The sequence below is a fragment of the Janthinobacterium sp. GL_088 genome (genome assembly GCF_057837845.1).
On record NZ_CM174453.1, the window covers coordinates 2,200,559 to 2,225,121 of the forward strand.

At 62.8% G+C, this 24,563-nt stretch carries 16 protein-coding genes; 4 read left to right on the top strand and 12 right to left on the bottom strand.

Annotated elements, in window-relative coordinates; genetic code table 11:
* The first annotated feature begins 36 nt into the window (after window positions 1-36).
* Together AC3IQ7_RS10135 and pbpC are read left to right on the top strand one after the other, a co-directional pair.
* Window positions 37-5,781 (top strand): alpha-2-macroglobulin family protein, encoded by a 5,745-nt coding sequence (locus AC3IQ7_RS10135; RefSeq protein ID WP_489209340.1) that lies wholly within the window; start codon window positions 37-39, stop codon window positions 5,779-5,781.
* Window positions 5,782-5,798: 17 nt separating this feature from the next.
* Window positions 5,799-7,895, top strand: coding sequence for a penicillin-binding protein 1C (gene pbpC / locus AC3IQ7_RS10140; RefSeq protein ID WP_489209342.1), 2,097 nt, complete (start codon window positions 5,799-5,801; stop codon window positions 7,893-7,895).
* On the opposite strand, the gene AC3IQ7_RS10145 is transcribed toward pbpC, so the two are convergent.
* The 10 genes from AC3IQ7_RS10145 to AC3IQ7_RS10190 all read right to left on the bottom strand — a co-directional run bounded on the left by AC3IQ7_RS10145 (window position 7,896) and on the right by AC3IQ7_RS10190 (window position 19,942).
* A complete protein-coding gene (locus AC3IQ7_RS10145) occupies window positions 7,896-9,518 on the bottom strand; it encodes a type VI lipase adapter Tla3 domain-containing protein (RefSeq protein ID WP_489209344.1) in 1,623 nt (540 codons plus the stop codon). It abuts the gene before it with no gap.
* Window positions 9,519-9,631: 113 nt separating this feature from the next.
* The gene (locus tag AC3IQ7_RS10150; protein WP_489209346.1) at window positions 9,632-11,947 is read right to left on the bottom strand and encodes a T6SS effector phospholipase Tle3 domain-containing protein; all 2,316 of its coding nucleotides are present in this window, start codon (window positions 11,945-11,947) and stop codon (window positions 9,632-9,634) included.
* A 92-nt stretch (window positions 11,948-12,039) separates the two neighbouring features.
* Complete coding sequence (locus AC3IQ7_RS10155; protein WP_489209348.1) at window positions 12,040-12,699, bottom strand: hypothetical protein; 660 nt, start codon at window positions 12,697-12,699, stop codon at window positions 12,040-12,042.
* Window positions 12,700-12,789: 90 nt separating this feature from the next.
* Window positions 12,790-13,080, bottom strand: coding sequence for a hypothetical protein (locus AC3IQ7_RS10160; RefSeq protein WP_099380443.1), 291 nt, complete (start codon window positions 13,078-13,080; stop codon window positions 12,790-12,792).
* A gap of 105 nt (window positions 13,081-13,185) precedes the next feature.
* Window positions 13,186-14,532, bottom strand: a complete 1,347-nt coding sequence (locus AC3IQ7_RS10165; RefSeq protein ID WP_070278602.1) for a sigma-54-dependent transcriptional regulator — start codon at window positions 14,530-14,532, stop codon at window positions 13,186-13,188.
* Between the two features lie 3 nt (window positions 14,533-14,535).
* A complete protein-coding gene (locus AC3IQ7_RS10170) occupies window positions 14,536-16,425 on the bottom strand; it encodes a sensor histidine kinase (protein WP_278318298.1) in 1,890 nt (629 codons plus the stop codon).
* Window positions 16,426-16,667: 242 nt separating this feature from the next.
* Window positions 16,668-17,459 carry an ABC transporter ATP-binding protein gene (locus tag AC3IQ7_RS10175; RefSeq protein ID WP_034786306.1) on the bottom strand — a complete coding sequence of 264 codons (792 nt, stop codon included), beginning with the start codon at window positions 17,457-17,459 and terminating at the stop codon, window positions 16,668-16,670.
* Between the two features lie 11 nt (window positions 17,460-17,470).
* Window positions 17,471-18,280, bottom strand: a complete 810-nt coding sequence (locus AC3IQ7_RS10180; protein ID WP_369812242.1) for an ABC transporter permease — start codon at window positions 18,278-18,280, stop codon at window positions 17,471-17,473.
* A gap of 27 nt (window positions 18,281-18,307) precedes the next feature.
* Window positions 18,308-19,309, bottom strand: coding sequence for an ABC transporter substrate-binding protein (locus AC3IQ7_RS10185; RefSeq protein WP_099380439.1), 1,002 nt, complete (start codon window positions 19,307-19,309; stop codon window positions 18,308-18,310).
* 396 nt (window positions 19,310-19,705) lie between these two features.
* Window positions 19,706-19,942, bottom strand: a complete 237-nt coding sequence (locus AC3IQ7_RS10190) for a hypothetical protein (protein ID WP_099380438.1) — start codon at window positions 19,940-19,942, stop codon at window positions 19,706-19,708.
* Between the two features lie 443 nt (window positions 19,943-20,385).
* Here AC3IQ7_RS10190 and AC3IQ7_RS10195 point away from each other — a divergent pair, with 443 nt between their 5' ends.
* Both AC3IQ7_RS10195 and AC3IQ7_RS10200 read left to right on the top strand, forming a co-directional pair.
* Window positions 20,386-20,922 (top strand): winged helix-turn-helix domain-containing protein, encoded by a 537-nt coding sequence (locus AC3IQ7_RS10195; protein ID WP_077401602.1) that lies wholly within the window; start codon window positions 20,386-20,388, stop codon window positions 20,920-20,922.
* Window positions 20,923-21,260: 338 nt separating this feature from the next.
* Window positions 21,261-22,133 carry a M90 family metallopeptidase gene (locus AC3IQ7_RS10200; RefSeq protein ID WP_489209354.1) on the top strand — a complete coding sequence of 291 codons (873 nt, stop codon included), beginning with the start codon at window positions 21,261-21,263 and terminating at the stop codon, window positions 22,131-22,133.
* Window positions 22,134-22,142: 9 nt separating this feature from the next.
* On the opposite strand, the gene AC3IQ7_RS10205 is transcribed toward AC3IQ7_RS10200, so the two are convergent.
* Both AC3IQ7_RS10205 and AC3IQ7_RS10210 read right to left on the bottom strand, forming a co-directional pair.
* The gene (locus tag AC3IQ7_RS10205; protein ID WP_099380436.1) at window positions 22,143-22,844 is read right to left on the bottom strand and encodes a LytR/AlgR family response regulator transcription factor; all 702 of its coding nucleotides are present in this window, start codon (window positions 22,842-22,844) and stop codon (window positions 22,143-22,145) included.
* Entirely contained in the window at window positions 22,841-24,490 is a 1,650-nt protein-coding gene (locus AC3IQ7_RS10210; protein ID WP_489209356.1) for a histidine kinase, read from the bottom strand. Before AC3IQ7_RS10210 ends, AC3IQ7_RS10205 begins: the two co-directional genes overlap by 4 nt.
* Window positions 24,491-24,563 lie beyond the last annotated feature (73 nt).

A 24,563-nucleotide genomic window follows, 5' to 3' on the forward strand; every position in this document is an offset into this window, starting at 1 on the left:
CAGCCAGCTCCGCCACTTTTCATCAAGGAGTCACCCGTGTCTGACCTGCCCCATGTTGTTTCTTCCCCGCTGTCCGGCAAACTGGGCCCGCTGGGTCTGCTGCTGTCGCTGGGCCTGGCCATGCCAGCCTGGGCCGATAGCGGCGTGTCCCTGTTTTCACCGAGCGGCACGGTCAAGGCCGTGCGCCAGGTGCGTGCCCAGTTCGCCACGCCGATGGTGCCTTTCGGCGACATGGGCTTGCCCGCGCCGTTCGCCATCGATTGCGGCAAGGCCGAGCCGGCCGTCGTGGCGGGCGCGGGGCGCTGGGCCGACGAGCGCAACTGGAACTACGATTTCGAGCGCGACTTGCCGGCCGGCGTGGCGTGCAGTTTTAGCTTGAAAGCAGGGCTGAAGGACCTGGCCGGCAAGCCCTTGCAGGGAAGCACATCCTACCGTTTCACCACGGGCGGGCCGGCCATCGTCGAGGCCGTACCGTATGACGGCCAGCCGTACATCGATGAAAACCAGATCTTCGTGCTGGGCCTCGATGCCGCGCCGAACGACGCCAGCGTGGCCGCGAACGCGTATTGCCGCGCCGACGGGATCAATGAAAAAATTCCCGTGCGTCTGCTCAAAGGCAAGGAACTGGAGCAGGTATTGACCCTGCGCAAGAGTTTTCTCGACCGCTACCTGACCGTATATTTCAAGAAGCGGGGCACGCTGTGGAAAGTGGGCATGCCCGTCGCCAGCAAGGGCGCGCCGCCGCTGCCCGTGACCGTGCTGCAATGCAAGCGCAGCTTCCCCGCCAACGCCAAGGTGTCGCTCGTGTGGGGCGAGGGCATCGCCAGCGCCAGCGGCATCGCCACGGACAAGGCGCAAACCCTGCAGTTCAAGACGCGGCCCGATTTCACGGCCAAGTTCAGCTGCGAGCGCAGCAATCCGAAGGAACAGTGCATACCCTTCCTGCCCATGCGCGTACAGTTTTCCGCCCCCGTGAGCGCGGCGCAGGTGCGCGCCATGACCCTGAAGGGCGGCGGCAAGACGTATGCGCCGACGATTTCAAAAGGCGAAGAAAAGGCGGAATTCCTGTACGGCGCCACGTTCAATGGCCCCTTCCCCGTGCAAGCCAGTTTCGTGCTGAACTTGCCGCCGAAGCTGACGGATGACGCTGGCCGCGCCTTGCTCAACCGCGCGCGCTTCCCCATGACGGTGCGCACGGGCGAACAGCCGCCGCTGCTGAAATTCCCGGCCCCGTTCGGCATCATCGAAGCGAAGGGCGACGGCTTGCTGCCCGTCACCGTGCGCAATATCGAGCCCGTGCTGTCGGGCAAGGAGGTCGCGCAGCCATCCGCTGCCGCCACGGGCGCCACCTTGCGCGTGCCCGACAATGACGACAAATTCATCATCGAGTGGATGCAGCGCCTGACCGGCAATGGCGACGGCGGCGAATACTGGCAGCCGTACGCGCAATATGCGGGCAACATGAGCAAATCCGTGCTGGGGGGCGCGGCCGGCACGCGTCCCATCAGCCTGCCGCGCCCCGATGGCAAGAAGACCTTTGAAGTGATCGGCATCCCTTTGCTGAAACCGGGCTTTTATGTGGTCGAGCTGGCCAGTCCCATCCTCGGCAAGGCGTTGCTGGGCAAACCGACGACGGCCTACATCCGCACAGCCGCGCTGGTGACCAACCTGGCGGCCCACTTCAAGCATGGCGCGCAATCGTCGCTCGTGTGGGTGACGTCGCTCGACAAGGGCGCGCCAGTTGCGAAAGCGCAAGTGGCCGTGCGCGACTGCGCCGGCAAGCTGCTGTGGCAAGGCGCCACGGGCGCGGACGGCGTGGCGCACATCCCCGGCGAGCTGGCCAATTCCAGCTGCAAGAACAATGGCCGCTACTTTATCAGTGCGCGCAGCGGCGGCGACATGACGTTCACCCTGTCGGACTGGGTCGGCGGCATCGAAGCCTGGCGTTTCAATTTGCCCACGGACGACACGCGCGCCGACAACACCCTGCTGGCGACGGTATTCGACCGTACCTTGCTGCGCGCCGGCGAAACCGTGCACATGAAGCATTTCATCCGCAAGCACACGGGCGAGGGCATGAGCCTGGTTGAAAAGAATAACGGCCCCGGCAGCGCCACCTCCGTCGTCATCACGCACCAGGGCAGCGACCAGAACTATCAATTGCCCCTGCGCTGGTCCGCCAGCGGCACGGCGGAAAGCGACTGGGTCATCCCCGCCGACGCCAAGCAGGGAGAATACAGCGTCACCATGGCGGGACGCCCGTCCGGCAGTTTCCGCGTGGAAGCGTTCCGCGTGCCCACCATGAAAGCCGTGCTGCAGGGACCGAAAGCGCCCGCCGTGCAGGCGAATCAGCTGGCCCTCGATGCACAAATCACGTATCTGGCCGGCGGCGCCGCCACGAATGCGCCCGTCAAGCTGCGCACGGTGCTGCAAGACAAGAGCGTGACGTTTGCCGACTATCCTGACTATAGTTTCAGCAATGGCGACGTGAAGGAAGGTCTTGTGAAACAGGGCACGGGCTACGACGACGATGAGGGCGAGTGGCAGGATGAAGGCCATGGCGGGCGAGCCGGCGCCGGTGCAGCTGCCGCGCGCACGCAAAGCTTGACCCTGGACAAGGCGGGCGGCGCGCGCATCGTCATTGACCAGCTGCCGCAACTGTCCACGCCGCGCGACCTGGTGGCGGAAATGGCGTTCCAGGATGCGAATGGCGAGACGGCCTCGGTCGCCACGCGCGTACCGCTGTGGCCGTCAAACTATGTGATCGGCATCAAGCCCGATGCCTGGGCCTTGAGCAAGGATGCCTTCAAGTTCACGGTGGCCGTGCTCGGCACCAATGGCAAGCCCGTGGCGAATGCCCCGGTCGCCGTCGATTTCTTCCAGCGCAACAGCTATTCGCACCGCCGGCGGCTGATCGGCGGCTTCTATGCGTATGAAAACAGCAGCGAAGTGGTCAAGCTGGGCCCTGCGTGTTCGGGCAAGACGGACAACAAGGGCCTGTTGATTTGCGACGTGAAGGCACCGGCCAGCGGCAATCTGGTCTTGCGCGCCCGCACGCAGGATGCCGCCGGCAATGCGGCCGTCGCCAACCGCGAAACCTGGGTGGCCGGCAGCGGCGACTGGTGGTTCAACGCCAGTGACAATGACCGCATCGATGTGCTGCCGGAAAAGAAACGCTATGAACCGGGCCAGGAAGCAAGCTTGCAGGTGCGCATGCCGTTCCGGGCGGGCACGGCCCTGATCACGGTCGAGCGCGAAGGCATCCTCGACACCTATGTGCGCCAGCTCAATGGCCGGGAACCGGTGGTGAATATCCCGGTCAAACCGAACTACGCACCGAATGTGTATGTGTCCGTGTTTGTCGTGCGGGGCAGGGTCGATGGCGTGCAGCCCACGGCGCTGGTTGACCTGGGCAAGCCGGCCTACAAGATGGGCATTGCACCGCTGAACGTGGGGTGGCAGGCGCATGAACTGAACGTCATGGTCGTGTCCGACAAGGAAGTGTATAAAACACGCGACAAGGCGGAAGTGTCCGTGCGCGTGCGCCGCGCCGATGGCAAGCCGTTGCCGGCCGGCGCCGAAGTGGCGCTGGCGGCCGTCGACACGGGCTTGCTGGAACTGATGCCCAACGATAGCTGGAAATTGCTCGATACCATGATGGCGCAGCGCAGCCTCCAGGTGGAAACGGCGACGGCGCAGATGCAGGTGATCGGCAAGCGCCACTTCGGCCGCAAGGCCTTCCCGGCCGGCGGTGGCGGCGGCAAGGGCGCGAGCCGCGAATTGTTCGATACCCTGCTGTTCTGGAAGGGCACCGTCAAGCTCGACGCGAAGGGCGAAGCGACCGTGCAAGTGCCGCTGAACGACTCGCTGACGGCATTCCGCATCGTGGCCATCGCCAGCGCGGGCAAGGAATTGTTCGGTACGGGCAGCACGGATATCCGCAGTTCGCAAGATTTGATTTTGATGTCGGGCTTGCCGACCCTCGTGCGCGAAGGCGACCAGTTGCGCGCAGGATTTACGGTACGTAACACCTCGGCCGCCGCCTTGAACGTGGAACTCAACGCCAGCGCGGCTGGCAAGGCCTTGCCGCGCCAGAGCTTGACCCTGGCGGCCGGCGAAGCGCGTGAAACGGGCTGGGATTACCAGGTGCAGCTCGGTGCGCAAACGGTCGTGTGGGATATCAGCGCGAAAGCGGGAAGCCACACGGATAAACTGAAAATCACGCAGAAAGTGGGCCAGGCGACGCCCGTGCGCACGTATCAGGCAACCTTGCAGCAGATCGACAAGCCCGTCAATATGTCCGTGCAAATGCCGGCCGGCGCCTTGCCGGGCCGGGGCGGTATCCAGACCAGCTTTGTCGCCAAGCTCGGTGGCGAGCTGCCCGGCGTGCGCGAGTACATGGCCGCCTATCCCTACACGTGCTTCGAACAAAACACGTCGAAAGCCATCGCCCTGCAAGACCAGGAGGCGTGGAACAAGTTGGCTGCCAGCCTGCCGGCCTACCTGGACAGCGATGGCATGCTGAAATACTTCCCCATCATGGAACAGGGCAGCGACAGCCTGACGGCGTATGTGCTGTCGGCAACCCGCGAAGCGGGCTACGCGATTCCGGAACAGACGAAAAACCGCATGGAAGCAGCCTTGACGGCCTTCGTGCAGGGCCGCATCGTGCGCCGTTCCGCGCTGGACACGACTGACTTGGCCGTGCGCAAACTTGCTGCGCTGGAAGCGCTGTCGCGTTCGAACAAGGTGCCGCCCGATGCCCTGGAGAGTATCAGCATCAACCCGAACCTGTGGCCTACCTCGGCTGTCATCGACTGGAGCTTGTTGCTGCAACGCACGCCAAGCCTGGCGCGCCGCGATGCGCTGCTGGCCGAGGCGCAGCAGATATTGCGTTCGCGCCTGAATTTCCAGGGCACGACCATGGGCTTCTCCACCGAGCGCAAGGATAACTGGTGGTGGCTGATGGTCTCCGGCGACGTCAATGCCAACCGCCTGCTGCTGGCCGTGATGGACGACCCGGCGTGGAAGGATGACATCGGCCGCCTGGTGCGCGGCAGCATGGGCCGCCAGCAGAAGGGCCGCTGGGATACGACGGTAGCCAACGCCTGGGGCACCCTGGCCATCAATAAATTCTCGGCCAAATTCGAGTCCACGCCCGTGACGGGCGCCAGCGCCGTCAAGCTGGGCAGCGATACGCAAGCCCTCGTGTGGAATGGCGCGGCGAAGGTCGGCCCCGTGCTGCAAGCGTGGCCGAAAGGCATGGATACCCTGGGCCTGGCGCACAGCGGCACCGGCAAACCTTGGGCCACCGTGCAAAGCCTGGCGGCCATCCCGCTCAAGGCGCCCGTCTCCAGCGGTTATACGATCAAGAAAACCATTACGCCTGTGGAACAGAAAACCACGGGCCAATGGTCGCGCGGCGATGTCTACCGCGTGCGCCTGGACCTGTCGGCGCAGGCGGACATGAGCTGGGTGGTGGTCGACGACCCGATCCCCGCCAGCGCCACGGTGCTGGGCAATGGCCTGGGCCGCGATTCGCAGCTGCTGACGGCCGGCGAAAAATCCACGGGCTGGGTCTGGCCCACGTTCGAGGAACGGGCGTTCGACGCCTTCCGCGCCTATTACGCCTTCGTGCCGAAGGGTAACTGGAGCGTGGAATACACGGTGCGCCTGAACAATGCCGGGGATTTCAGCCTGCCAGCCACGCGCATCGAGGCCATGTATTCGCCCGAAATGTTTGGCGAGTCGCCGAACGCGAATGTGAAGGTGGCGCAGTGAAAGGGTTTGTTTTACTGATGGGCGGCCTGTTGGCCGGCCCGGTCTTCGCTGAAGCGATATTGACGCCGGCCCAGGTGCAGGCCGCGTACCGCAGTTCGGAAGCGCAATTGCTGGACCGCAGCGGCGTGCCCCTGCAATCGTTGCGCGTGGATATGAAGGTACGGCGCTTGCCGTGGGTTCCGCTGTCCGATATTTCACCGGCCGTGCAGCAGGCCGTGCTGCTGGCGGAAGACCAGCGCTTCATGCGTCATGGCGGCGTGGATGTGTCCGCGCTGGCCACGGCCGCCTGGGACAATCTGTTTTCGAAAAAGCCCCGGGGGGCCTCGACCATCACCATGCAGCTGGCGGGCCAGCTGGACGCGGATTTGCAGGCGTCCTCGGGCGGACGCAGCCTGCGCCAGAAATGGGACCAGATACGTGCCGCCCAGGCTATCGAAGACAGCTGGAGCAAGGCGCAGATTTTCGAAGCGTATTTGAATCTGGTCTCGTTCCGCGGCGAGCTGCAAGGCATCGCGTCCGCCTCGTACAGCCTGTTCGGCAAGGCGCCGTCGGGACTGAACCAGACGGACGCCATCATCCTGGCCAGCCTCGTGCGGGCGCCGAACGCGCCGCCGGCCACCGTCACGCGCCGCGCCTGCGCGCTGGCGAAAGAGTGGCGCATGGACAGCAGTTGCCAGCTGATCGGCCAGCGCGTGCAGACGGCCCTGCAGCGCAATGCGGTCTACGCGGAACTGGCGCCGGCGCCGCAAGTGGCGCAGCAGTTGCTGAAACAGCCGGGTGCGCAAGTTGCCAGCACCCTGGACGGCCCCTTGCAGCGTTTCGCACAGGAAAATCTGCGCCAGCAGCTGGCGTCATTGCGCGAGCGCAATGTCAACGATGGCGCCATCATCGTGCTGGACAACCGCAGCGGAGAAATCCTCGCCTATGTGGGCAATGCGGGCGGCAGCCACGTGGATGGCGTGGCGGCCCTGCGCCAGGCCGGTTCCACCTTGAAACCGTTCTTGTATGAACTGGCCATCGAGCGCCGGCTGATGACGGCCGCGTCCGTCATGGACGATTCGCCGCTCGATGTCGCCACGGCATCGGGCATGTACGCGCCGCAAAACTACGACCGCAACTTCAAGGGCTATGTCAGCGCTCGCACCAGCCTGGCCAGCTCGCTCAACATTCCTGCCGTGCGTACAGTGCTGCTGACGGGGCAGGACGGCTTTTACAATCGACTGAAGGACGTGGGCCTGTCCAGCCTGACGGAAGCGGCCGAATACTACGGCCCCTCGCTGGCGCTGGGTTCGTCCGAAGTGACCCTGCTGGAACTGGCCAACGCCTACCGCGCGCTGGCCAACGGCGGGCTGTACAGCACCGCCAGCCTGCAGCCGGGGCAAGCGGGCAAGGACAGGCGCCGCGTGATGGAGGCAGGCGCCGCCTTCATCGTGGGCGACATCCTGGCCGACCGCGCCGCGCGCAGCATGACGTTTGGTTTGCGCAACGAGCTGGGGACGAATTTCTGGAGCGCCGTCAAGACGGGCACGAGCAAGGACATGCGCGACAACTGGTGCATGGGTTACTCGGCGCGCTACACGGTGGGTGTCTGGGTGGGCAACTTCGACGGCAAGCCCATGTGGGACGTGTCGGGCGTGACGGGCGCCGCGCCCGTGTGGCGCGACGTGATGGATTATCTGCACAGGAACATGCCCAGCCATGCACCGAAAGCGCCGCCAGGCGTATTGCAGCAGATGGTGGCGTACCAGCCTGCGCTGGAAGCGCCGCGCCGCGAATGGTTTATCTTTGGTACGGAAAGCCCCGTCATCGCCGTGCTGGGCGACACCGTGAAGCCGCCCGCCATCGTGTATCCGGCCGAAGACAGTATCCTCGCCATCGACCCCGACATCCCGCCCGCCCTGCAGCGCGTGTTTTTCCAGGCCCAGGGCAGCCACGCCTTGCGTTGGGTGCTCGACGGCAAGGACATGGGCGCGGCTCTTGACAGCATCAGCTGGCGCCCCGTGCCCGGCAAGCATGCGCTGGCGCTCGTCGATGATGCAGGCAAGACGGTGGCGCAGGTGGCGTTTCAGGTGCGGGGCAATGCGCTGGCACAGCTTGCCGTGCAGGGTAAATAATCAGTTCGCCGGATAATTCGCCGGGTCGATGGCTGGCGTGACGTGGTGCCGCAGCACATCGCCGCCGTGCGGATGCTTTTGCGTGCGGCGTTTTTCGTCCGACGGCGGGCTGACCAGCACGATGGTCGCTTCGTCCGGGTTGCGCAGGTTCACCACGGCGCTGACGCCGCCATCGCGGTAGCTGCCCATCACGGCGATGGCCATTTGCACGAACAGGGTGGCCGCGCCCGTGTTGCCCAGGCGCTGGTCCGTATCTATCCACTGCTGCGGCTTGCCACTGTCGAGTTCCGTGCCACCATCTTCCGCATGGCTCAGCAAGGTCTTGTGCAGCGCCACCAGCTGCGCCTGATTGCCACCGGTGGCGGCGACCAGACGCGTCGGCGCGGCGGGGCGCTCGGCTTTCGGCAAGCTGCGCAAGGCTTGTTGCCAGCCCGCCTGCAAGGCTTGCTCGCGCTGATCGCGCCGCGTCAGGGGCTTGCCGCGCTCATCCGTCATCCTGACAAACGTGGGCCGGTGGATGAAACCGAAGGTAGGCAGGCGGTCCAGCTGCGCCAGTTGTTCCTTGTTGAAGGGCAAGGGAAACCAGGGCGTGGGTTGCCAGTCTTTGGGCGGTTGGTAGGTCTTGTGCTGGAGCCTGTCGAGCATGCTGAAGCTGCCCGTGCCGCGGATATCGGAGCGCTGCGCGAATTGCGCGGCGACGGGGAGCCATTCGGCGATTGAGGGCTGACGCTGGGTGAATGCACTCGGGTCTTCTTTTTTGTCTGGATGGGGCACTGCTCGCATCAATTTGTCATATGCCAGATACAGGCGCCGCGCCACGCCGTAGGTATTCAAGTCATCGACGCTGTCCTCGGGCGGCGCGTCATCGTAGGCGAACTTGCGCACGGCATCGATGCGTTCACGCCGGGCCAGCACGAAGAGGGCGGAGGTGTCGGGCATTTCGGGGATGTAGTAGCCATCTTTGAGCAATTCGGGAGTGTTGGGACTGCGATTGATATCGCGCGATTCCATGCCATCATGCGAATTCAAGATGATGTATGGCACGTCAGGATGGGCGTCAAAAAATGCGAAAACATCTTCTAGAATATGCTCGGGATGTTCCTCGAAGCGTCGTGGCCCCGCCACAAACAGATGCCAGTGCATGCCGGAAGAGGCGGTGCTACCTGCCAGACCCATAATGGGCGAGTGTGGTGTATCTTGCAGCGCAGGATCTGCAATGGGACCTTCGGCGTTAAAGATGGGCACGGCAAAATACATAGGGGTGTTCAGCGCGCCATTTTCGAGCGAGTCGCCTGCGCGTCCCCCACTGGTGCCTGCTTTGTCCAGGCTGCTCCATGGATATTTCTTCTTGTCTTGTTCGCGGATGCTGGCATAGGCATTTCCCTTTTGCAGGGCTTCCCACAATTTCCCTTGTCGGTATTTGTCCAGGGTGACGCCGAGACCGATAACCTCCAGCACATATTCCCGCTTTTCCTGTTCGCTGGGCACCATCTGCTGCACTTGCGGCTTTGCGACGACCATAGGCTTGGACGAGTGCAGCCAGCGTGAGCCTAGCAATGTGGCTGCCACGAGAGGCGGGATCAGCAACAGCCCATGCAGGTACTTCAAGACTTTGCTGCTCATCGTGGACTCCAGCAAGAAAGGTGATGGGCTGATCAGTAATGACCAAAGCAATAGCAGTGCCAGTACGCTGGCGACTGCATACAGCGGATATTGCAAGCGGAGGAATAAGCTTTTCATCTTGGTATTTCGTCGCTGGCTTTATGGACGACCGGCGTGACGACTGAATCAGTACGCCTGCCGTTGACTATTTCACATACAACGGTGGAAGGCAGGCCCTCATGTAGGGCGGGAATACAAGCGGGAAGTTCTCCCGAACTGTAATAGCGCGCATTACCTACGATAATTGCCTTACGCGCCGCAGGCTCGGCAGACAAGTAAACCGCGAAATTTTTTGCAAAGGTATCCCACTTCAATATCGATAGGCGTGATATTTTTTCATCGGTTTTCAGCCGCCAATCCGCCACCGCACACAAATACTGGTAAAACCTCGGATCGCTGCTCGCCTTGCCACCGCCGATTGCCACGTCATACGCCGTCACGTTGCGGTGGTTTTCCGCATTGCCGATGATGGCGCCGTGGAAGGATTTGGGACTGACCTCGTTCTGCCAGCGCTTGCGCGCCTCGTTCGGGGTTTCTTCGCGATTCACAAGCAGCATGTCGCCGCCGCCCGGATGGCGCGAGACGCGGTCGAGTTTGCATTGGTCGCCCGCTTCCTTGCCCACGTTCAGGGCCTTTTCCACTTGCTCGTGCTCGCCCGCGCCGAACCTGCCGACGCCGTATTCGGGAATGCGATGCTGCTTCGGACGCGGATCGGCGATGACTTCCTGCCTGCGCATGCGCAAACCTTGCTTGCTGGTTACCGCGATGGCCGCATCGATCGGGTCGACTTCCTCGCACGGTCCTTGCTGGTCGCGCGGCAGCCTGGCCTGGTCGGAATCCCTCGGGAACTTACCAGGGCGGATCTCGCCGCCGTCGAGCACGGCTTTCCCGGGTACGCGCAAGGCTTCGCCATTGATCGTACGCAAGCCTTCGCGCCGTCCCGTTTCCGTGGAAAAGATATTCCATTTACTTGGTTTGACGGGCGGCCACTGTGACTCGGCATGGTTGCCGCGGTGGCCCCGGTTGGCGCCGGCCACGTGGGCATGGTCGTCCTCGCCATCCAGGCGCAGGGCGAAGTCGTGCGGCGGTTGGCCCACCAGCACCGGCCCATTGTTTTTGCCAGCGGCGTCAAGGCGTTGCTTGTTGGTGAAGACGCGCTGGTAAAATCCCTTGCCCAGTTCCGCCAGCGGCTGGCGATGCTGGGATTCCTTGTCCCAGTAGGTGGGACCGTCACCCCAGATGCTTTTGTCCGTCTTGCCCTTGGTTTTGGACAGGCCATGACCGTCGATGTGGTCGGGTATGCCTTGCCAGCCGATGCCCTGCATATTATCCAGCGCTACAGTCATGTCTTCGGGGCAGAAGTACAGGTAGACCTTGCCCCGGTTGTCTCGGTCCGCTTCCGCGCGCCATGCCGCGCCTGCCATGCCGTGGCAGACGGCATGATCCTTGATCTGCGCAAAGGCGGGCGTGGCGTGCTTTTTGGTCACCACGCCTTGCACGATCTGCACCAGGGTTTGCAGGCGCGCATGCAGGGTCTGGCGGTTGCTGATGGCGTCGTACTGGTTTTCCATCGCCGCATCCCGGCCGCCACCAAAGATGCGGCTCGTTTCCGCCGCGCCGAAAAACATGGTCGTGTCTTCCACCAGGCTGTAGGGCGGATGCGTAAGGATCAGCGTGTCGGCCGGCCGCTTGCCTTCGTCGAGCAGGAAGGCCTGTGCCAGAAGCGAGATCAGACAGCCCTGGCTGTGCGCCACGATGGAGACGACATCGTTGCTGTCGTAGTCGCGGATCATGGCGATGAGCGCCGCCAGGCGCTTGGCGGCCAGCACCATGTACATGCGTCCAGGCGCCGTCTTCAAAGGGCGCACGGGGTCGCCGCCCACGTCGTACGGCGAAAACAAGCCCTTGTTCCACATGTCGGGCAGGGTATTGGTGGCATTGCCGAACGGGCCGCCGTTCTTCGACATATCCTTGTCCAGGCGGTTGCCGTAGCGGTCCGTGTTCTGGCCGTTGACCACCTTGCTGGCGTTGCTGCGTTCGCGAAAGCCCCAGTAAAACGGGATGACGGGACTGTACGTCGTGTCATCATGCTTGCGCTTGAAGTAGACCGCGTCCGGATCGGCGATCACTTCACGCTTGTCGGCCTCCTGTGGCAGGCGGTAGGTGGCTGGGGTGAACACGTGCCCGCCGCCATACATGCGCGCATCGAGTCCCTGGCAGAGTCCTTTTTCCACGGCACTGAAACTCGTACCCACGTCGTTGACGCCATGGATGACGATGACGTTGCCCGGCAGCTCAGGGCGGATGCGCACGATGGCGTCGTTGAGGCGGCCGCAATGGAGCAGGGCGCTACTCATGCCGCTGGTGTAGGGAAGTTTGGGATACGCCATCGCCGCTCCATGCTGACCAGACAGGTCAGTGTAGAGGGGCGGGATGGCGGATTAATTGCGTTTACGCAAGCATTGCGGAAAAGAAGGCGGCCTTACGGCGCACTGATGATCTTCGTCAGCGCGATGCGATACGCGGGCTGCACGTCGCCATCCTTGTCCAGCTTGTCCGTCATGATCACGCCGTAGCCTTGCGCGTACCACACGTATTCGCCGCTCTTGCCTTTGCTCTTGCCACCGACGTCGCGCAGTTCGAACTTGCAGGCGTCGGGGAAGCGGCGGCCGCCCAGTTCCAGGCGTTCCCAGCCGAGGAAGGTGATGGAAAAGTTGCGCTCGTCCGTGCGCGTGGAGGTGGTGATCTTGTCGGACAGGCCCGCCAGCGGGTAGTGGGTGCTCGTTTGCGTGTCCGTGAATTGCACGCGCACTTCCTGGCCGGGGCGCATGGTCGCGGGGATGGCGGACTGCGGCGTGTAGACGTTCTTGCTGCGCACCGTGCCGTCTTCATTATAGTGGACGTTGCCCGTGAGGAATACCTGGCCATCGCGGATGTCCTGGTAGGACGTGGCCAGCAGCACGCCGCCGTCGAGGATCAGCTGCGTGCCCTTTTGTTTCTTGCCTTCAAAGGTTTCTTCGACGTTGACTTGCGCGTCGCCATTGTTCTTGCTGAACTTGATGCCCGTCGTCAGTTCCATGCACTCGCCCACCGTGGGCGCTGCCTGTACGCTCGCGGCGGCCAATACGCCTGCCGCTATCATTCCACACCATGCTGCTTTCATTGTTTTCCTGGCTATCTTGCAAAGGCGCGATGATAGCGTGCCTGGAAGCAACGTGGCGCAGCGCTGACACTATTTCGTGGGAGCGACGGGGATGCTGGGCACAGCCGGTGTGGACGCTGGCGGCGCTGTGGGCTTCCCGCGCCGCGTGCGCTTGTCCGTGCGCGCCTTGGCGGGCTTGGCGTCGTGGACCAGCTTGCCCTTGTTGTCCAGTTTGTCGGACTGGTCCGATTTCTGGCCAGAATCATTCGGATTGTTGGTGTGGTTGCCCGTCTGGTTCAGATTCGTCGTCGATTGGGCTTGCACCCAGGCGCCGCCGACGGTCATCAGGGTGGCGGCCAACAAGAGAGCGGCGGTTTTCATGGCAGTGTCCTGTGCAGAAATGAGTAAGAGCTTGCATTCTCACACAGGATACCGCCGGCACGGGTAGGACGCGGCCTCATGCTTGTGTCGGCTGGTTGCTACTGATTATCGGAATTGCTCCGTCGAGATATCAAATCGCTTGAGCTTGTCGTACAGGGTTTTCTTCGGAATATTCAGGCTGGCGGCCGCGTCGATGACGTTGCCATTGTGGCGGCGCAAGGCTTCCTCGATGATGGAAATCTCGAAAGTGTCGACTTGCTCGGCCAGCGAGGCTTCGCGGCAGCCGGCCGGGCTGAGGGTATCGTCGAGCAAGCCCAGCACGAAGCGGTCGGCCACATTGTGCAGCTCGCGCACATTGCCGGCCCAGCGCTGCGCCATCAGCGAGGAGATCAGTTCGCCGCTGACGAGGGCAGCCGGCTGGCCATAGCGCAGCGCCGCCTGCAGCACGAAAAATTCGAACAGCAAGGGGATATCCTCGCGCCGGTTGCGCAGGGCAGGCAGGGTCAGGCTGGCCACGTTCAGGCGGTAATACAGGTCGGGCCGGAATTTGCCCTGTTCCGCCAGCACATTCAAGTCTTCCTTGGCCGCGGCGATGACGCGGAAATTGACGGAAATCAATTTATTGGAGCCGAGCCGCTCGACCTGCCGTTCCTGTAGCACGCGCAGCAGCTTGACTTGCAGGGCCAGCGGCATGCTTTCGATTTCGTCCAAAAACAAGGTGCCGCCGTTCGCGTATTCGATCTTGCCGATGCGCTGGCGCTGCGCGCCCGTAAACGCGCCTTCCTCGTGGCCAAACAGTTCCGACTCGAAAATCGATTCGGGCAGGGCGCCGCAGTTGATCGCTACGAAAGGGTGGTCGCGCCGCTCGCTGAAGTCGTGCAGGCAGCGGGCGATGAGTTCTTTTCCGGTTCCCGTTTCGCCGAGGATGATGATGTCGGCAGACTTGGGCGCCAGGTTCAGCACCAGTTGGCGCACCTTGGCCATGGCCGCGCTGCGGCCCACGATGCGCGCTTCGATGCCGACCCGCTGCTCGAGCTGGCGGCGCAAGTTCATGTTTTCCAGCACCAGGTGGCGTTTATCGAGGGCGCGGCGGCACACTTCCACCAGCAAGTCGGCGGAAAACGGTTTTTCGATGAAATCGTAGGCGCCACGGCGCATGGCGCCCACGGCCATCGACACGTCGCCGTGGCCCGTGACGAGGATGACGGGCAGGCTGGCATCCTGCGCCACGGCGATATCGAGCAGTTTCAAGCCATCCATGCCGGGCAGCTTGATATCGCTCAATAAAATGCCGGCAAATTCGGGCACCAGGTAGGGCAGCGCTTCTTCGGCCGTGGCCACGGCCGTCACTTGCAGGCCTGCCAGTTCCAGCGATTGCCGGGCGCCCTTGCGCACGACGGCATCGTCTTCCACCAGCAGCACTTGCATGCCTTCAAAATTATTCTCGTGCATTCCCTATTCCTTCGTCTCTATCTTATTCTCCCCCGGGGCGCAGCTCAGGGTGATGGTAAATTGTGCGCCGCCCCCTTCCTGCGCGCTGCGGTTGCGCACGGCCAAGGCGCTGCCGGCCGCGCGCAGTATGCCAGCGCTGATCGACAATCCCAAGCCCAGCCCGTGTTCCTTGGTGGTATAGAAGGGGTCGAAAATCTTGTCGAGCGAGGCCAGCGGGATGCCGGGGCCATTATCGGTGATATGCAGCACGGCGAGGTCGCCTTCGCGGCGCACCTGGAACCAGATTTGCACGGGCTCGCTTTCCGGCACGGCATCCATGGCATTCGTGATCAGGTTGGTAAACACCTGTTCCAGGCCGATGGCGTTGCACAGCACGATGATGTCGTCCTCAAGCCAGCTTTCATGCAGGGTCAGGCGCTGCGAATGCTTGCGCGTGCGGATTTGCAGCATGGTTTGCGCAAATGCCTGGCGCACGCTGACGGGCTTGCGCGCATCGTCGCTGCGCCGCGCAAAGCCCTTCAATTGCGACGTCACATAGCCGAGCCGCTTGACGAGGTCGGAAATGGTCGACAGATTATCGAGCGCATCGTCGATGCGGCCCCTTGCCAGAAACACCTTGGCATTGTCGGAAAACGTTTGCAGGGCGGCCAGCGGCTGGTTCAGCTCGTGCGTCACGCCGGCCGCCATCTGGCCGATGGCTGCCAGCTTGCCGCTTTGCACCAGTTCCGCCTGGGCATAGCGCAGGGTCTGTTCGGCCCGCTCGCGCTCGGCCACCTCGGCTTGCAGGCGGCCATTCGCGTGCACCAGGTCGGCCGTGCGCTGCTCGACCTTGATTTCCAGCTGTTCATAGGCGCGCGCCAGGGTTTGCTGCGCATTGAGCTTGTCGGCGATGCGGCGTCGGCGCTGGCGCGCATACATCAGGGCCAGCAGCAGCAAGGCCCAGCCCAGCGCGGCGGCGATGGCCGCGTTGCGCGCCGCTTCGTCGACCTGGTCGAGTTCGGCCAGCACGGTGATTTGCCATTGCAGCGGGCCCAGGGCGCGGTTCACGGCCAGATAGTCTGCGCTGCCGGACAGGGCGGGCGTATCGCCCGTCTGCGGACGTTCCAGGGTCATCACGCTGGCGCCATCGGCGAACTGGCGCCGCAGCCGGTGCGGCAAGATGGGCAGGTTTTCTTGCAGGAACTGGCGCTGTTCGCTGATGTTGTTCTTGGCGTCCGCCGACAGCGGGGCCAGTGTCTTGAACTTGAAGGCGGGTGTGGTGGCCAGGATTAGCACGCCATTCGCGTCCTTGACCCAGATCTGTTCGCCCGCGCCCGGTGTGCGCCACGATTGCTCGATCCAGTCCAGGTTGACCTTGGCGGCGACGATGCCGATGATGCGCCCGTTGCGCTGCACGGGTTGCGAAATGAAATAGCCGGCCTCGAAGGTCGAGGCGCCGATGCCGTAGAAGCGGCCGATGCCGCCCGCGAACGCATCCTTGAAATAGGGCCGGAAACCGTAGTTGACGCCGACATACGAGCTGCGGTCTTGCCAGTTGCTCGACGCCAGGGTCGTGCCCTTGTCATCGAGCACGTAGACGGCAAAGGCGCCCGCGCGGCGGTTCATGTCGACCAGGTAGGCGTTGATCTGCGTGACCTTGTCGGCGCTGGGCTGTTCCAGTAATTGCGCCACGGCATCGCTCTGGGCCACGGCCAGGGGCAGGAATTCGTACTTGTTGAGGGCGCCGCCGATGGATGCCGCATACAGTTCCGCGCGCGAATCGAGCGTGCGGTGCAATTCATCGAGCTGGCGCTGCTTGACCCAGGCATACGACGCCCACGTCAGCACGACCAGCGATCCCACGGCCAGCAGGGGGCCGAGCGCGGGTCTCAGGGTCCGTTTGCCGAATGCCATGGTGCTCCGTGTGTCGGGTTAAGCGCGCGAGGGCCGCCAAGGCGGTATTGTAGTGTACGGTGGGATTCGCCTTGAATCGGCGAATCCTGATCTATATATGACATGCAAATATTCGGCGTCTGACAAAACCGTAGCGAGCGGCGATGATTTGTGGCCGAGAAGCGCAACCGTACTCTAGTACGGTGAGCATCGCCGGCCGCAAAGCGCGCCGCGCAGTAGGTTTGGTCAGACGCTACCAGCCACTAATCGGCGGTACTTGCCATCGTTTCCGCATTGTGATGACGCTGCTGCTCTTCCATCACCATCTCGCCCAGCATGCGCTTCAGGCGGTTGAACTCGGGGTCGCTCGGGTCGCGCGGGCGGGGCAGGTCGATGGCCACGTCGCGCTTGATGGTGCCGGGACGGTAGGTCATGACGATGGTGCGGTCGGCCAGGTAGATCGATTCCTCGATCGAGTGCGTCACAAAAACGATGGTGGTGCCGAAGACTTTCCAGATTTTCAGCAATTCATCTTGCAGGTTGCGCCGCGTCAAGGCGTCCAGCGCGCCGAACGGCTCATCCATCAGCATGATCGGCGAATCGAGGGCCAGCACGCGGGCAATCGCCACGCGCTGGCGCATGCCGCCCGACAAGTCTTTCGGGTAGCGGGCGCGGAATTCCGTCAAGCCCAGCATGCTCAGCAGCATGTCGACCCGTTCCTTGATCTCGGCCGGCGTCTTGCCGGCGATTTCCAGGCCGAAAGCGATATTGCTCTCGATGGTCATCCAGGGGAACAGCGCGTATTCCTGGAACACCATGCCGCGGTCGGGACCGGGTTCGGTGATCAGCTTGCCGCCGGCCAGGATCTGGCCCGACGTCGGCTGCGAAAAGCCGGCGATGGCGTTGAGCAGGGTCGACTTGCCGCAGCCGGATGGTCCCAGCAGGCAGATGAACTCGCCGCTGGCGATTTCCAGGTTGATATCCTTCAGGGCGATGACGTCCGCGCCGCCCGTGGTGAAGATTTTATTGACTGCATTGATATTGATCGTGGTCATGGCCGTTCCTCTTAGTGTTCCAGGCCGCGGTGCCACTGCAGCAAATGATTATTCAGGGCATTCATGGCCATATCGATGGCCAGGCCGAACAGACCGATGGTAAACATGCCAGCGATAATCTTGTCGGACCAGAAGTACTCGCGCGCTTCCAGGATGCGGAAGCCGAGGCCGCTATTCACGGCGATCATTTCCGCCACGATCACGACGATGAAGGCCGTGCCCATGCCGATGCGCGCACCGGCCAGGATGTACGGCGTGGCGGCCGGCAGGATGACGCGGCGGAACATGGTCATCTGGCTGGCGCCCAGGTTGCGCGCGGCGCGGATGTAGATGCCGTCAACCTGGCGTACGCCGGCGATGGTATTCATCAGCACGGGGAAGAAGGAGCCGATGCTGATCAGGAAGAAGGCGGGCGGATTGCCCAGGCCGAACCACAGGATTGCCAGCGGAATGTAGGCGATCGGCGGAATCGGGCGCAGCACCTGCACCAGCGGGTCGAACAGTTTATAGATGGTCTTGTTGGTGCCCATCAGCAAGCCCAATGGCAAGGCCAGGCCGGCGCCGATGGCAAAGCCGCCCAGCACGCGCGACAGGCTGGCCCAGGCGTCATGCGGCAATTCGCCGGAGAACATCCACACCAGGTAATTGCCCGTTTCGGGCGTGTAGGCTTCCATCGGCACCAGGTATTCATACCACTTCACCAGCACGGCCACGGGCGATGGCAGGATTTGCGGGTTGATCCAGCCGAATGTCGACATGGCTTGCCACAGCAGCAGCACGGCGACGGGCACGGCGGCACCGTGCGCGAAGCGTTTCATCATTTGAATATTCATTGTGATACTTTCAGATTAGCGAGGTGCGTAGGACTTTTTGGCTTTTTCCAGCAGATCCAGCTTGACCCAATCCTTGGCGGCAGGCGGTTTGGCCATGCGGCCCACGCCGAATTTCACCATGTAGTCGGTGGTCAGCTGCACGTGGCTTTGCGTGATGTCTTCCGTGAAGATGGCGTTGTCGATGGCGTCGCGGTAATCGTCGGTCGTGATCTGGTTCTTGAACATCGATTCACGCACGTATTTTTCCGCCAGTTTAGGGTCGGCCAGGAAGGCGCGCGTGGCAGCGACGAAGCAATCCATGAAGCGCTGGGCCACGGCCGGCTTTTCCTTGTACATTTTTTCCGTCATCACGAGGGCGCGCACGGGCTCGCCCAGCGGCGTGTCGTAAGGCTTGATGATGGCCGCGCCGTATTTCTTGTGGATCGCCTGGGTCGAGTATGGCTCCGACTGGCTCATGACGTCGATGTCCTTGGTCAGCAGGGCCTGGTTCAAGTCCGGGTAGCCCATGTACAGGATCTGCACGTCCTTGCCCGGCTTGTCGGACCAGGTCAGCTTGGCCTTGGTCAGTTCGGCAAACAGCAGGATTTCCTGCGGGCCGCCGCGCGTGACGCCGACTTTCTTGCCTTTCAGGTCGGCAATCCCCTTGATGTTCAGGTCAGGGCGGCCGACGATCTGCACGCCGCCCTTGGCGAAGCCGCCCACCAGGTACACGGGCAAACCCGTGGCGCGGCCCGTGATGGCCGCTTCCAGCGCGCTGGCGGACACGTCGATTTCGCCGGCGATCATGGCTGGCACGATGTCGAGGCCCTTGGCGAAGATGCGCTCTTCAATTTTCAAGTCGTATTTCGGTGCGATTTCCTTCATGTAGGCGACGGCGCCGTAATGGGCGAATTTCAGGTTGCCCAGGCGAACCAGGTCGGCGGCATGGACGGCCAGCGGGAATTGCGCGGCCAGTGCGACGGCCACGGTCAGTGCCTTGGTGTTCAGGAAGGACGAGATGCGGAAGGTGCGTGCCATGCTGTTGTCTCCAAAAGGTAGATGGTTTTATATAGTGGGTCAGGCTGCCGCTCTGATGGCGGTTATGAAAATATAAAAGCATCTTCCGTGCCAGTGGAGCGCATTTTGGCGTTTATTGCAAGTGATTGTTTATAAAGGTTTAATTTGAATCTATTGAAAATGGGAAATGGCGAGATTCCGTCTTTCCGCACGGCGAGGGGAAAGGCTGTGCGGATAGCCGCATTTTCGGGTGGCCGCTTCGAGGTGGGCTGGCGGGGCCGCATGCCGGTGAACCTTCAGGGCGTGGCCGACTCCAATCGTAAAAAAACGCGTTGCAAACAGGCTGGCAACGCGTAACTCCCCCGTGGAGTAGGGATGGCGCCGCGCGGGCGCCGGTATTGATGCCGTGCGCCGGCCTTACTTTGGCGCCGTGGCGGGCGGCAGGGCGGGCGCGGTGGCGGGATCGGTCAGCGGCGCAGGCGGCGTCGTGCTGCCGGGACCCGCTTCCGGCATGGCTGGCGTGACGGGGGCAGGCATCACTTGTGGGGTGGAGGCGGGGTTGGGCGCCGTTTCGGGCAGGGGCGCCTCGGCCGGTTTTTTACAGGCGGACAGGGTGACGAGCAAGGCGGCGGCCAACAGGGCAGGTATTTTCATGATGTTTCCTTTGCAAGAGTCGAAGGATCGCGATGCGGGCGGCAGGCGCCGCGCGCGAAGCTTGAATTTATTGCAATGGCGCTTCCGCTTCTGTTCGCTATTTCACTTTGCGCCACGAAACGAAGCACACGTTAGTCATACAGGGATTTTAGATGTCATTTTTAGATGCCATGCGAGAAATGATTCGGTAGGGCAATATTTTTCACTTTCTTGCTTCTAATGTTCGTTAACGCACAGACCGTAGCCGCCGACACGGGCATTCTGTGTCCAGACGCTCAGGATTCGTGGTGTTCTGGTATAAAAATTGCCAAGAACTTAACAATCCGGGCTACCGGCAATCGTTTAAAAGGAGTATTCAAATGCATGCAATGACTCAGTCTCACGTGAAGAGCGAATTAAAGGCAGCGCACCAGGAACTTCGTAGCCCCGAAAAAGGCTCGCAAATGGTAGAACGCGCAGCACCCATTCCCCCGGAACGCATGAATCCCATTTCCATGGCCCCGATCGAGCGCGTGCGTTCGACGTCGGCCACCCTGCGCCGCATCGAAAACATGCAAAAGCTGATCGGCGAATTGTCGCTGCACGAGATGCTGGCCGACGAAATTGCCTGGTTCCTCAAGTTTTCGCCATCGGGCGCCCGCAAATACATCCGCGACCTGCGCGAAGCGGGCGTGATCGAATTGGCCCGCTACATCGAAGGCACCGCCACCTATCTGGGCAAGGCAGTGTACCAGTTGACGCCAGACCCTGAGCGCGTGCGTGCCTTCCTGGCCGCCATCGTCCAGCCAAAACGCGAAGGCGCGCCACCGCGCAAGGACCGTCCAGGCTTGCGCGAGCAAAGCATGGCAGGCAGCGGCCGCCACTTCCACATCCTGGCCGATGACACGCATTACGCCATCCGCGTCAACCGCGGTCCCGTGACGCGCGACCCGCTGGTAGCTGCCTTGTTTGGTGCGCCACAGCAGAAAGCTGCAGAATAACGCCTGACCAAACCTACTGCGCGGCGCGCTTTGCGGCCTGCGATGCTCACCGTACTAGAGTACGGTTGCGCTTCTTAGCCACAAATCATCGCCGCTCGCTACGGTTTTGCCAGGCGTTGGAACGTTGTAATGAAAGAATGAAAGCCGGGTTACGCCCCGGCTTTTGGCGTTGGAGCCAGCCCTTTGATCTTGGCGGATTGAAAAGATATTAATCACCCCCATGTGGGCTGGACTGCCCGCCCGTTCCGATGCGGGTTCATTCGAAGGAGCTTGTCCTTGTCTGCCTACGCCGCCTTGTTATCGTGTCCGCCACTGCCTTGCCTGAAACGGGATTCCGCATGAATCCGCTGTTGTGGATCGCCCTCGTCACGGCCGCCATCGTCTTGTCGCTGTGGTTTCCCCGCTGGCGCTTGAAGCGGGCCCTGGACAAGCCCCTGCCGGCTGAAGGCTTGGCCGTGCTGGAAAAGAATATTCCTGTCTACAAGCATATGCCGGCGCCGCTGCAGGAGCAGTTGCGCCGTCTCGTCGTGCAATTCCTGTATCAAAAGAAATTCGTCGGTTGCGGCGGCCTGGCAATCACGGACGAGATGCGCTACACCATCGCCGGCCAGGCTTGTTTGCTGTTGCTGAACCGCCAGACCCAGGTGTATCCGGAACTCGACACCATCCTCGTGTATCCCAACGAATTCATCGTCACGCGCGATGAAGTGGGGCCGGGCGGCGTGGTGACGCCATCGGCGAATGGTCTGCTGGGCGAATCCTGGGGCGATGGCAGAGTGGTGCTGGCCTGGGACCACGTGCAGCGGGGAGCGGCCGACTGGAGCGATGGCCACAATGTCGTGCTGCATGAATTTGCCCACCAGCTCGACAGCGAATCGGGCGCCGCGAATGGCGCGCCGTACCTGCCCAGCGTGTCGAGCTACCGCAGCTGGGCCACGGTGCTGTCGCGCGACTTCGACAACTTGCGCCACGACGCCATGTACCAGCAGCAAAGCGTGATGGACCATTACGGCGCTACGAATCCCGCCGAATTCTTTGCCGTGGCCACGGAAACCTTCTTTGAAAAGCCGTACCAGATGGCCGAGCACCACGAGGAGCTGTACGCGCAATTCTTGCAATACTACAAGGTCGACCCGCGCGACTGGATGGCGCCGCCCGTGGAACCCGAGCACATGGCTTCGCCATTCCCCAACTTTGCCCAGCACTGGTAAGCGGGAACTTTAACCCAGCAGCCGCTGTTTCAGCGCGGGATAGCTGCTGCGCGAGACGGGAATGCCCGTGCTCGTCTGCGTGTCGAGCGCGTATTTGCCGCCTGCCGCGATCTGCAGCCGCTTGAAACCGAGGCTGTTGACGATGTAGGAGCGGTGCACGCGCAGGAAGTGGGGCGGCAGCAGGGCCATGAGCTTGTCGATAGGCAAGTCGTGAAAGCACTGCTCGCCGCTGCGCAGCACGATATTGCTGTAGTGGCCATCGGCTTGCACGTGGTCGATGTCGGCCATGACGATCCATTCCAGCGCGCCCCGTTTCTTGACGGCCAGCGAAGCGGCGTCCGTGTGTCGTCCCGTATAGCGCTGCAGCGCCTTGTGCAGGCGTTCGCGGCTGAAAGGCTTGGCAACGAAGTCGAGCACGCCAAACTCGAACGCCGTGATCGAGCGTTCCGCGTGGGCCGAGACGATGATGGTCTGGAAGCGTGCATCGGCGGCCAGGCGCAGCAGGTCATAGCCGTCCCCTCCATGGAGGTTCAAATCCAGCAGCAGCAAGTCGACCCGCTCTTGCCCCTGCTCCTGTGCCAGGGTGGCCAGTGCCTGCGGCACATTGTCATGCAGCACGAGATTGCGAAGTCGCGCGCCGAAATGCGCGCGTACCTCGCGTTCGAGGCCTTGCGCGATCAGCGGTTCATCTTCCAGTATCAATACATTCATGGCGCCGCCGGCAAGGTAAAGGTGAGGCGCCAGCCTGCCTGCTGCTGTTCGCAGGCATAGTGGGCCGCATCGCCGAACACGGCGTGCAGGCTGGCGCGGATGTACTGTTCGCCCACGCCGCCGCCCGCATGCTGTCGCGCCTCGCCTTCGGGCAGGAGCAGGGTAAGTAATTGCGTTTGCGCATGTTGTGCGATGCGCAAGACAAAGGCCGCGCCGTGGCGGTAGCGGTTGTGGCTGAACGCGTTTTCCAGCGCCGTCAGCAACAGGGCGGGCGGCACGGTGATGCCCGCTGCCTCGCCATCGAGTTGCAGGCTGCACGGCTGCTGCAGCCGCGTGCCCATGATGCTCAGGTAATTCTCGCACAGGGCCAGTTCCTGCGTCAGGGCGATGCTGGGCTGCTGGGCAAATTCGTTGAGCATGCGCAACTCGGCACCCAGCGCCTCGATGAAGGTTTCGGCTGCCTGCGGCGATTGCGCGTTGAGTTCGCTGATCAGGCTGAGAGAATTCATCAGGAAGTGCGGCTGCATGCTTTTGCGCAAGAGCTGGTTTTCCAGCTGCTGGGCGCGCGCTGCCTTGCTGCGTTCGCGCAACAACTGCGCCAGCAATTGCGCGCATAAAGGCAGCAGCAGGAAGCACACGACGAGGGCGAAGCCGCCTTCGGCAAACTGGCTGCCCGTCAGCAGGAACAGGGCGCACGAGGCCAGCGCGATCAAGGTGCCGCCGCGGCTGCCCGGCAGACGGCGCCACACGGCGATCAGGCTGAGCGCCAGGCTCGCTGCCAGGCCCGTCAGAAACATCCACCAGCAGCGCGCGTCGAAATGCGTGGGCAGCGCGCCGGCCAGCGCGATGCACGCCAGCAGCACCGCCGCCGCCAGTGGCCAGCGCGGCAGGCGGTAGGCCGTATAAAAATACAGGGGCAGCAAGGCGGAAAACAGCCAGGTCAGGGCGCTGACGGCGTACAGGCGCGGCATGTGCATGGGGTAGGCATAGCCGGCAAAGCTGCGCCAGAGTTCCGCCACCAGCAGCAGCGCCGCCAGCAGGCACAGCGCGGCAAACATGGCCCAGTGCCGTTGCCGCTGATACAGCGCCGTCAAGCCGAGGAACAGCAGGGACACGGCGCCCAGCGCCCCGGCCAGCAGCAGCGGCGGCAGCCGGTACCAGGCCAGCCCCGTGCGGTAGTCGTGCCGGTCGACCAGGTACAGCGCATAAAAGGGCGACGCCAGGTGCGCCGGCACCTGCTGCGTCGACAGCAGCAGGCGCAGGTGGTGCTTGCCCTTGGCCAACTGCTGTGGCGTCAGGTGGATGGCGAAATCGATGTCGCCCGCGCGTTCCCCGCTGGCCTGGCGGGCCGGCTGACCATTGCTGCCGATCAAGACACCATCGAGCCACAGCTCGCTGGCGGCCAGCGCCGACAGCACCAGCAGCTGCGTCGACGAGGGCGAGGCGGCCAGAGTGACATCGCGTTCCACGCACAGCAGCTGGCCCGGCCGCACCAGTTGCTGCAGCGTGGCGGCGGGCACAGACGGCGGGTTGCCGCAGGCGCGCCAGCCTTCGTCCAGCCAGAGCGGAGTCATGGCGCAGGCGAAAGAGGGCAAGGCCAGGCAGCACAGCAGAAGGAAGCGGAAGAAGGAGGGCATGGCGGGCATTGTAGCTGCTCATGTGCTACCCCTTTGCAACATTTTCATCCATTTCGGTGCCGTTCGTGCGGGCTGCGTGCAT